The organism is Arenibacter sp. P308M17, assembly GCF_003426735.1.
In the GTDB taxonomy this organism is placed as follows: domain Bacteria; phylum Bacteroidota; class Bacteroidia; order Flavobacteriales; family Flavobacteriaceae; genus Arenibacter.
Genome location: NZ_QVON01000002.1, coordinates 938,675 through 948,703 on the forward strand (window position 1 = coordinate 938,675; position 10,029 = coordinate 948,703).

The 10,029-nt window shown below is 39.3% G+C and carries 8 protein-coding genes and 1 rRNA gene; 8 read left to right on the forward strand and 1 reads right to left on the reverse strand.

The annotated features are described in order from the left end of the window. Positions 1 to 76 precede the first annotated feature (76 nt). From D0S24_RS07975 to D0S24_RS08015, 8 genes are all read left to right on the forward strand, one after another. A complete protein-coding gene (locus D0S24_RS07975; RefSeq protein WP_117019296.1) occupies positions 77 to 697 on the forward strand; it encodes a tRNA (guanine-N1)-methyltransferase in 621 nt (206 codons plus the stop codon). 341 nt (positions 698 to 1,038) lie between these two features. After that, a complete protein-coding gene (trmD, locus tag D0S24_RS07980) occupies positions 1,039 to 1,716 on the forward strand; it encodes a tRNA (guanosine(37)-N1)-methyltransferase TrmD (protein ID WP_117019297.1) in 678 nt (225 codons plus the stop codon). Between the two features lie 150 nt (positions 1,717 to 1,866). Next, positions 1,867 to 2,217 carry a 50S ribosomal protein L19 gene (gene rplS, locus D0S24_RS07985; protein ID WP_031444555.1) on the forward strand — a complete coding sequence of 117 codons (351 nt, stop codon included), beginning with the start codon at positions 1,867 to 1,869 and terminating at the stop codon, positions 2,215 to 2,217. 828 nt (positions 2,218 to 3,045) lie between these two features. Next, positions 3,046 to 5,265 (forward strand): NADP-dependent isocitrate dehydrogenase, encoded by a 2,220-nt coding sequence (locus tag D0S24_RS07995; protein ID WP_117019299.1) that lies wholly within the window; start codon positions 3,046 to 3,048, stop codon positions 5,263 to 5,265. Between the two features lie 117 nt (positions 5,266 to 5,382). Further along, on the forward strand, positions 5,383 to 7,758 hold the full coding sequence (locus D0S24_RS08000; protein WP_117019300.1) for a TonB-dependent receptor: 2,376 nt from the start codon (positions 5,383 to 5,385) through the stop codon (positions 7,756 to 7,758). A gap of 4 nt (positions 7,759 to 7,762) precedes the next feature. Beyond that, positions 7,763 to 8,581 carry a DUF4249 family protein gene (locus tag D0S24_RS08005; protein WP_117019301.1) on the forward strand — a complete coding sequence of 273 codons (819 nt, stop codon included), beginning with the start codon at positions 7,763 to 7,765 and terminating at the stop codon, positions 8,579 to 8,581. Between the two features lie 19 nt (positions 8,582 to 8,600). Then, complete coding sequence (locus D0S24_RS08010) at positions 8,601 to 8,837, forward strand: DUF6095 family protein (protein ID WP_117019302.1); 237 nt, start codon at positions 8,601 to 8,603, stop codon at positions 8,835 to 8,837. Between the two features lie 198 nt (positions 8,838 to 9,035). Continuing rightward, complete coding sequence (locus D0S24_RS08015) at positions 9,036 to 9,557, forward strand: 5' nucleotidase, NT5C type (protein ID WP_117019303.1); 522 nt, start codon at positions 9,036 to 9,038, stop codon at positions 9,555 to 9,557. A 375-nt stretch (positions 9,558 to 9,932) separates the two neighbouring features. Here the strand turns inward: D0S24_RS08015 and rrf are convergent. Continuing rightward, positions 9,933 to 10,029: ribosomal RNA gene (gene rrf / locus D0S24_RS08020) — 5S ribosomal RNA — on the reverse strand; the annotation flags it as partial.

Sequence of the window (10,029 nt, forward strand, 5' to 3'; positions counted from 1 at the left end):
ATCCCTTTTTTATAATTGGGAATATTAAAGTATTTTAGCCCTCTCTAAATCATTATTAACAATAAGAATTACATAAATGAAAATTTCAAAATTACTCTTTATCGTAATGGCCCTATTGTCATTTAACCTTCACTTTGCACAGGAAACCGAGGAAGAGGACCAACTTTCCTTGGACCAAGGTCCTATCAGTTCCCAATTCGAATATATCTCCATAAAATCAGGCAATTACAGGGCCGATGGGGTAAGATACGAGGTGGTAAAGGAGTTAAACTTGGAAAAATTGAGACAAAATGTATTGGATTCCATTAATGCCTTCAATAAAAAGGTCAATGAACTAAACAGTACCATTACCGGACATGTGGAGACCATTGAATCGCTTAACAAAAAACTGGAGGAGACCACCAATAAACTTGCAGAGGTTACCGAAGAAAAGGATAGCATGTCTTTCCTAGGCATTCTAGTCTCCAAGGGCACTTACAATTTTATTCTTTGGACCATTATCGTGGCCCTATTGCTGTTTTTATTATTTTTTATTTATAAATTCAGAAATAGCAATATTCTCACTCAGGAAGCCAAATCAACGCTTGCTGAAGTAGAGACCGAATATGAGGATCACAGAAGGAGGGCTTTGGAAAGGGAACAAAAGATCAGTAGACAGCTCCAGGACGAGATAAACAAGCACAAAAAGCCCAAATAATTTAAAGTAAACTACCTCTGGTCAAGCCTGTCTGCCGACAAAGGCAGGCGCACGAGGCATTGAAAGGAAATTCATGTTTGATTTCGACGCCCGCCTGAACAGAACCGGGAAGGTAAGCGTCGGAGCACCTGCCCGTGGCAGGCAGGTTTAAATCCCGATTATCGAGTAAACCATTTGGATTTTTACCTTTAAAATTTTAAAAGCTCCCAAAAAAGGAGTTTTTTCTATTAGGCCCTTGTAAAATAGTTCCGAATCCAAACAAAATTGACGGAAAGGGTTGTGCCTAATTTTAGTACTTTTGAAGCCGCTACGCAAAAGCATTAACTGTTATTGATTTTCCTATGCGAATAGATATAATTACCGTAGTTCCGGAAATTCTCAAAAGTCCCTTCGAAGTCTCTATTTTAAAACGGGCCATCGAAAAAGGGATTGTAGAGATCCATTTACACAACTTAAGGGACTATACGGATAAGACATACAATCAGGTAGATGATTATCAGTTTGGGGGCGGCGCAGGCATGGTCCTGATGATAGAGCCCATAGACAAGTGTATCTCAAATCTAAAAAGTCAGCGGGAGTATGATGAGGTCATCTATATGACCCCGGACGGAAAGACTTTGAATCAAAAAATGGCCAATGGCCTATCTTTGCTAAATAATGTAATTATACTATGCGGCCACTACAAGGGTGTGGACCAACGTGTTAGGGACCTGTTTATAACCAAGGAAGTATCTATAGGCGATTATGTCCTGTCCGGAGGGGAATTGGGAGCAGCAGTGCTGTGCGATACAATAATTCGATTAATCCCAGGTGTATTGAACAATGAAACCTCTGCACTTACGGATACGTTTCAGGATAATTTACTGGCGCCACCTGTCTATACCCGGCCATCGGAATACAAAGGCCATAAAGTGCCGGATATACTGTTGAGCGGAAATTTTCCGGAAATAGAAACATGGCGGGAAGACCAGGCATATGCAAGGACTGAACAGCTTCGTCCGGACCTACTGAACGATTAGCGCTGTCGTCGATTTTTTTAATGAATATTGGTGATAAAAATCGTCCATTCACTTGTAAGTTATAAATATTAGATTAATTTTGCACTCCATTAAATCAACCTCTGACGATAATCGTGAAAGTTGGTTTAAGTAAATATTAATTAAAATACAATGGAAGAGTTATTAAAATTTGTTGAAAACGAATTTATTCCTAAAAAAGATTTTCCAAACTTTTCAGCAGGGGACACTATAACTGTGTACTACGAAATTAAGGAAGGTGAAAAAACAAGGACACAGTTTTTTAAAGGTGTTGTTATTCAAAGAAGGGGAACCGGGGCTACCGAAACATTTACAATCCGTAAAATGTCGGGCACTGTAGGTGTAGAGCGTATTTTTCCAATAAATATGCCAGCATTGCAAAAGATAGAGGTCAACAAAAAAGGTAAGGTTCGTAGATCACGTATTTTCTACTTTAGAGGACTTACCGGTAAAAAAGCTAGAATTAAGGAGGTTCGCTCTTAATTATTCTATAGAATTTATAAAAAAGCATCCTTACCTCCCTAAGGATGCTTTTTCATTTATAAACATTTGTTCAAAACAATAGTTCATAATATGTTGATAATAAAATTGTTATAATTGTTGTTTAATAAATAAAAAATTCCTACTTTTAGTATGTGGCTGGTAATTCGTTACGCGGATTAATGAATGTCACATAAAGTTTACGTTCTTTATCCCATTGTTATTTGTTCTTCTATGGTGTTTTACATTATAGATTGCATACTGGCTATTGACTTGCCCAAGCAAGTGGATAGATTGGTGAATATTGTGATATTTTTAATGCAAGATCAAGGTTCTACATTAAAATGCCAAATATTTAAACATTGGGGAGAAACATCCTTGTTTCTTGGTAGTATTGATATTATTAAGGATGGAATGTTTCAAACGTTGAAATAGCGATGCAAATGCAATCAATGGTTGCCGTTTTGTAAAAACAAAACAACAAGTTTGTAAACTATTTCTAGAAAGCCATATCAAGGTAGTTATACAATGATATGGCTTTTATTTTTCCATAAGATCAACTTCAACATAAAGAATATTAAGGGATCCTTTCGACCCCCTCAACAGCTTTGATTTCGACTCCGCCAATCTATGCAGGAAGTTGCCACTTTTAATATTTAATCTTCAACAAAAGCCTTTTATTGATCATTATCCAATACCCAATACTCAATACTCATTACCCAATACTACTTCCCGAGTACATATTTAGGCAATATTATAGGCTTTCGCTGTTAATTTGGCATTTTTAAAATTGTATATTTGCTCCGCTTAAACTTAAAAAACAAAATTATAATGCCAAAAATTTTATATACCAAAACAGACGAGGCCCCTGCATTAGCTACACAATCATTTCTACCCATTATTAAGGCATTTACAAAGACAGCCGGGATAGATGTCCAACTTAAGGATATATCCCTGGCCGGTAGAATAATTGCTGTATTTCCTGATTATTTACAAAAGGATCAGCAGATTTCGGACGATTTGGTAGAACTGGGAAATTTGGCCAAAATGCCCGAAACGAACATCATAAAACTTCCGAATATAAGTGCATCGGCTCCTCAATTAAACGAAGCCATAGCAGAATTACAAAGTAAGGGGTATACCATTCCCAACTATCCGGATAACCCAAAAAACGATGTTGAAAAGGATATTAAGTCCAGGTATGACAAAATAAAGGGAAGTGCCGTGAACCCCGTACTAAGGGAAGGCAACTCGGACCGAAGGGCTCCGAGAGCGGTTAAAAATTATGCCAAGAAGCATCCGCACTCCATGGGTGCTTGGAGCGCAGATTCCAAAACGCACGTGGCTACCATGACCCATGGAGATTTTAAATCGAATGAAAAATCGGTTACCATAAAGTCGCCCAGCTCCTTAAAAATAGAACTCACTCAAGCAGATGGTACCAAGACTATATTGAAGGAAAATATCAAACTTTTGGAAGGCGATATCATAGATGCCACCGTACTGAATAAAAATGCGCTGATAAAATTCTTACAAGAGCAGGTAAAGGACGCCAAAGAAAAGGGCGTTTTGTTTTCAGTACACCTTAAAGCTACCATGATGAAGGTGTCCGACCCTGTTATTTTTGGTCATATTGTAAAGGTGTTCTTTGCCGATGTCTTTAAAAAACACAGCACTACTTTTAATAAAATTGATATCAATGCCAATGATGGTCTAGAAATTTTACTTAAAAAAATAAAGACCCTTCCCGATGACGAAAGAAAACAAATTGAAGCGGATATTGAAAATACCATACTGCAGGGCCCTGCCCTGGCCATGGTAAATTCGGATAAGGGGATCACCAACTTACATGTGCCAAGTGATATCATTATTGATGCCTCTATGCCGGCCATGATTCGTAATTCCGGTAAAATGTGGGATTCTAAAGGAAAGGCCCAAGATACCAAAGCCATAATCCCGGATAGTAGTTACGCCGGAATATATACCGAGACCATCAACTTCTGTAAAAAACATGGTGCATTCGACCCAACAACCATGGGGACAGTTCCCAATATAGGGTTAATGGCCCAAAAAGCAGAGGAGTACGGATCCCACGACAAAACTTTTGAAATCAAGACCAATGGTAAAGTTTCCGTAGTAGACACCGGTTCAGGCAAGGTTCTAATTGAACACAAGGTAGAGGAAGGGGATATTTGGAGAATGTGCCAAACAAAGGATGCACCTATCCAAGATTGGGTCAAACTTGCCGTATCCCGGGCCAGGGCCACCAATATCCCCGCCATATTCTGGTTGGATGGGAATAGGGCCCATGATATGGAATTGATCAAAAAAGTAAATACATATTTGGCCGATCATGACACTTCCGGATTGGACATCAGAATAATGTCTCCCGAAAAGGCTACGTTATTTACATTGCAAAGACTTAAAGAAGGAAAGGATACCATATCCGTATCCGGCAACGTGTTAAGGGATTATTTAACGGATCTTTTCCCTATTTTGGAAGTAGGTACCAGTGCCAAAATGCTATCAATTGTACCCCTTATGAACGGTGGTGGACTCTTTGAAACCGGTGCAGGTGGCTCTGCCCCCAAACACGTAGAACAGTTTTTAAACGAAGGCCACCTTAGATGGGACTCGTTGGGAGAGTTCTTGGCCCTTGGGGTGTCCCTGGAATTTTTTGGCGAAAAAAACAACAATAGTCAGGCTATGGTACTTGCAGATGCCTTGGACAAGGCTACGGAACAATTTTTGGAAAATGACAACTCCCCTTCAAGAAAAGTTGGAGAGCTGGATAATAGGGGAAGCCATTTTTACTTAGCTCTATATTGGGCAAGCGCCTTGGCACAGCAAAATAAGGATCAGGAACTTAAAACGGTTTTCACACCTATTGCCGAAAAGCTTTCAAAAGGCAAGGACGAAATTCTTAAACAGTTGAACGATGCGCAGGGTGCCCCGGTCAATATTGGAGGATATTACTTACCGGACGCAAATCTAATAAGTAAGGCCATGAGGCCAAGCATTACCTTTAACTCCATTTTGGATTCCATATAATCGATTTTTATTTAAAAAGACCTTTTCCCCTTATGAAAAGGTCTTTTTACTTTAAGAGATTGCAAACTGTTTTTTCCTCATGGAAAATATCGATACTTTTAGGCAAAATTGCTTTAAATGGGGAAAAATACATGTTTGCCGTTTTGTTTACTGATACTATTTTCCATAAATCTATTTTCTCAGGAACGCTTCACCCTGAGCGGAACAATAACGGAAATAGCAAGTAACGAGACCCTGATCGGTGTCACAGTTGCCGTACCGGCCTTAAGTACAGGGGTTATCACCAATGAATACGGATTCTATTCCATTACTTTGCCAAAAGGAAGCTATGAGCTTCAAATAAGCGCTTTGGGATATCAGGAAATTATCCAGACAATTGACCTGTCCTACGATCAAAAAATAAACTATCAATTGCTTGAAGTTGCGGAACAATTGGAAGAGGTAGTGGTTACCGAGGATATTGAAAAATTAAATATCCGCAAACCCCAAATGAGTGTTAACTCCCTATCGGTAGAAACCATAAAAAAAATACCGGTAATCCTAGGGGAGGCAGATATTATTAAATCCATACTCCTCCTTCCTGGAGTGAGCAACGCTGGCGAAGGGGCATCAGGATTCAATGTACGAGGTGGCGCTGTAGACCAAAACCTTATTCTTTTGGACGAGGCCACCATTTTTAATTCCTCACACCTATTTGGCTTCTTTTCCGTTTTTAATCCAGATGCCATAAAGGATGTAAAATTATTCAAAGGTGGTATACCCTCACGTTACGGAGGTAGGGTTTCCTCTGTTTTGGAAATTTTTCAAAAAGAAGGAAATAGCAAAGCACTAAAAATTAACGGTGGTATCGGGGCAGTTGCTAGCAGGCTTTTGGCCGAGGGCCCTATAATCAGGGACAAAGCCGCATTTCTTATTGGTGGTAGGGCATCCTATGCACATTTGTTCCTGCCACTTTTCGACATAGACAATACTGCTTATTTCTATGATCTAAATACCAAGTTGAATTTTAAATTGAATGCGAACAATAACATTTTTATCTCTGGGTATTTTGGAAGGGATGTTTTTTCCATAAGCGAAAGCTTTGTAAATACTTATGGCAATGCGGTTCTAAATTTCCGTTGGAACCATTTGTTTTCGGACAAATTATTTTCCAATTTGTCACTTATTTACTCCGACTATTATTATGGTTTAAAACTGGATTTTGTAGGCTTTAAATGGAATTCCGGAATTCAAAACTTTAATCTGAAATACGATTTTAAGTATTATTTAAGCAATAATTTTCAGGTAAATTACGGTATCAACAACATCTATTATCGCTTTAATCCCGGGAAGATAGCACCCAGTGATGCGGAATCGGGAATAATTGAAAATCAGTTGATCCAAAAATACGCCAATGAATTTGCTGTTTATGTGGATGTTGAACAGAATATTACTGAAAAATTAAGTTTACAATATGGGCTGCGTCTCAGTAATTTCATCCGTTTGGGGCAAGAAGAATTAAATGTTTATGGGAATAACCAACCCGTAAGTTTTGATCTCTTAATGCAGATATACAAGGAGGCCGATCCAATTGGGGTTAAAAATCCCAAACGCAGCGAACACCTCGCTACCTTTACAAATTTGGAGCCCCGTATTGCCCTAGCTTATACCCTAGATCCTAACAATTCCATAAAGGCAAGCTACACCAGATTGGCACAATATCTCCACCTGCTTTCCAACACAAGTTCCCCTACTCCACTCGATGTTTGGACCCCAAGTGGACCCTTTGTAAAACCACAATTATTGGATCAGTATGCATTGGGATATTTTAAAAACCTAAAGGATGGTGATTATTCCCTAGAAACCGAATTTTTTTACAAGGACATCCAAAATAGGATAGACTATATAGACGGAGCCAATTTAATAGCCAATGATGCCATTGAACAGATAATTCTAAACGGGGAAGCAAGGGCCTATGGATTTGAGCTGCTGCTGAGAAAAAATCGGGATAGGTTTGAAGGTTGGCTTGCATACACCCTGTCCAAGTCGGAACAGAGGACCCCGGGACGAAATGCTTCAGAAACTGGCATCAATTCAGGAAATTGGTACAACACTCCCTATGACAAAACCCATGATGTTTCTCTCTATGTAAATTATGAATTGAATGAAAAGTGGAGCTTTAACAGCAATTTTGTGTTCCAGACAGGGCAACCTACCAACTATCCCATTGGCCAATTCGAATTCCAAAATTTGGCAGTTCCATATTATGGACCTAGAAACAAACAGCGATTGCCAGCCTATCACAGAATCGATTTTTCGGCTACACTTACCCCGCGGAAAAACAAGGGTAGAAAACTACAATCTGAATGGGTCTTTAGCATATACAACCTGTACAATAGAAGAAATGCGGCCTCCATCGGTTTTAGCAGAAATGGGGACACAGGGGTGAACGAAGCGGTTAGGACCTCCATTTTTGGTTTGGTACCCGCCGCCACTTATAACATCAAATTCTAAAGAAATGAAGAAGATATTGTTTTTAATCGCTTGTCTTATAACCCTTGGGTGTCAGGATGTAATTGAAGTAGACCTTCCTACAGAAGAACCTAGATTGGTTATCGATGCCCTGATCAGATTGGAGGATATGGACAACCCGTCCGTATTGGTTCAAATAAGGGCCAGTTTAACAAGTTCATTCTTTGAAGAGGTGCTGCCGGCCCAACTACAGGAAATTACCCTCACAAATACGGAATCCGGGTCTACAATAACTTTACAAGAATCCATTCCGGATACCGGGGTTTATGAAAATGTATGGGATTTGCAGGAATTGACCCAAGGAGAAGTGGAACTTAACATCCAATATAATGGACAAAGCTATATAGCCCGGACCAATTTTGTTCCAACCGTTCCTCTGGATTCCCTGGAACAAGGAACCACTACTTTGTTCGGAGAAGACGAAACAGAAGTAATTCTTAGCTTTACGGATAATGGGGAACGGGATGATTATTATTTGTTCGATTTTGATTTTGGGGAGTATTTGGTGAGCGAAGATGAATTTTATCAGGGAAAGCGATTTCAATTTTCATTTTTTTACGATAGTAAATTGGAAGATGAAAGATTGGTGACAATCCGTATTTTAGGTATAGATCAGGATCTTTTTAATTATATGAACCAATTGATTCAGCAGAGTGGAGCCGATAACGGACCCTTTAGTACCCCTGCCACAACGGTTAGGGGAAATATTGTTAATGTTGGTGATACCGCTGAAAGTAATAACTTTGCCTTGGGTTATTTTGCCATTTGCCAAACGTTTTCGGACTCCCTATTGATAAAAAAATAAGACCCCCTAAAATGAAGCCATGAGAACTAATAAAGCCCTATTGTTAAAAGGCCTAAAAAATATTGCTTATACCATTGCCCTCATGTTTACTGCCCCGATAGTAATATACCAGGCATTTAAAAACCAGGGACATCCATTTTACTGGCCGGTTTTAATTGTGGGCCTATTGCTGGCCATTGCGGCCATTACCATGGGTTTCTATAGTATTAAGCTGATTATGGATGCATTGTTCAACAAGGACAACAAGCAAGATTAATTTTTTAGTCTAGGTTATCCTTAAAACAAAGCACCCTATTGAAGTTATTCGCCTATATTTTGCTTCTATTAAAAAATACTTACACCTCTCAAAAAATTTAATTCAACTTCATATTTCCGTTATCAATTTATGGTCCAAGTGCAATTGATCTGATCTTGATTGGAAAAATAGTTATTTTCGTATTTAAAATTTAATTCAATGACCTTATTTGTAGATATGGACGAGGTGTTTGCCGATGCATATAATGCACATATAACACTGTACAATGCTGAATTTAACGAAAACCTTACGGAAATGGACTGCATGGGCCGCGAGGTTTGGCAAGCTGTACCAGAAGAACGGCAACCCAGTGTAAGAAACCATGCTAGAACGGACGGCTTTTTTCGTGCTCTTGAACCTATTAAGAATAGTCAAGAAGTCCTGAAGGAACTATCCCGGAAATATGACCTTTATGTAGCCTCCGCCGCCATGGAATATCCCAATTCATTAAGGGAAAAAAGTGATTGGTTGGATGAGCATTTTCCTTTTATCCACTGGAGAAATAGAATCCTCTGTGGCAGTAAGCATATTCTCAATGGAGATATTTTGATCGATGATCGCAGTTACAACCTGGAATATTTCCAGGGAAGGAAAATATTATTTACCTCCCCCCACAATATACACACCACAGGATATGAGCGTGCCGACAATTGGTTGGAAGTAGGTAATTTGTTGCTTTAATATCTTGAAGTTGCTCGGGAATCAATGATTTAATGTAGCAATTGTTCGATGTAACAATGGTCCAATATATCGATTTGGCAATTTAATGATCTGACGATATGAAAATGGGCCAATTTGTCAATTTGAAGGTTTGAAGAAAGGTGGATCTGGAAATGTAGCAATTGTCCAATGGAACAATTTACCAATGGTCCAATGGTCCAATGTAAAAATATAACAATTGGGCAATTAGTCAATTTGACGATGGGCCAATTTGACGATGGGCCAATGTAAAAATGTAGCAATGGTCCGATGTAGCAGTTTGGCAATGGCCATCGGCGTGGCCTTTGGCCGCATACAAAAAAAAGTCCCCGCATCTTGCGATGCGGGGACTCCAAAAAAAGGCGGCGGCCTACTCTCCCACTTGGTGTAGCAGTACCATCGGCGCAGACGGGCTTAACTTCCCTGTTCGGAATGGTAAGGGGTGGGCCCCGTC

What these genes read in the sequence shown, in the direction of transcription:
- D0S24_RS07975 (WP_117019296.1), top strand. Translation starts at nt 77, where the DNA reads ATGAAAATTTCAAAATTACTCTTTATCGTAATGGCCCTATTGTCATTT.
- trmD (WP_117019297.1), top strand. Translation starts at nt 1,039, where the DNA reads ATGCGAATAGATATAATTACCGTAGTTCCGGAAATTCTCAAAAGTCCC.
- rplS (WP_031444555.1), top strand. Translation starts at nt 1,867, where the DNA reads ATGGAAGAGTTATTAAAATTTGTTGAAAACGAATTTATTCCTAAAAAA.
- D0S24_RS07995 (WP_117019299.1), top strand. Translation starts at nt 3,046, where the DNA reads ATGCCAAAAATTTTATATACCAAAACAGACGAGGCCCCTGCATTAGCT.
- D0S24_RS08000 (WP_117019300.1), top strand. Translation starts at nt 5,383, where the DNA reads ATGGGGAAAAATACATGTTTGCCGTTTTGTTTACTGATACTATTTTCC.
- D0S24_RS08005 (WP_117019301.1), top strand. Translation starts at nt 7,763, where the DNA reads ATGAAGAAGATATTGTTTTTAATCGCTTGTCTTATAACCCTTGGGTGT.
- D0S24_RS08010 (WP_117019302.1), top strand. Translation starts at nt 8,601, where the DNA reads ATGAGAACTAATAAAGCCCTATTGTTAAAAGGCCTAAAAAATATTGCT.
- D0S24_RS08015 (WP_117019303.1), top strand. Translation starts at nt 9,036, where the DNA reads ATGACCTTATTTGTAGATATGGACGAGGTGTTTGCCGATGCATATAAT.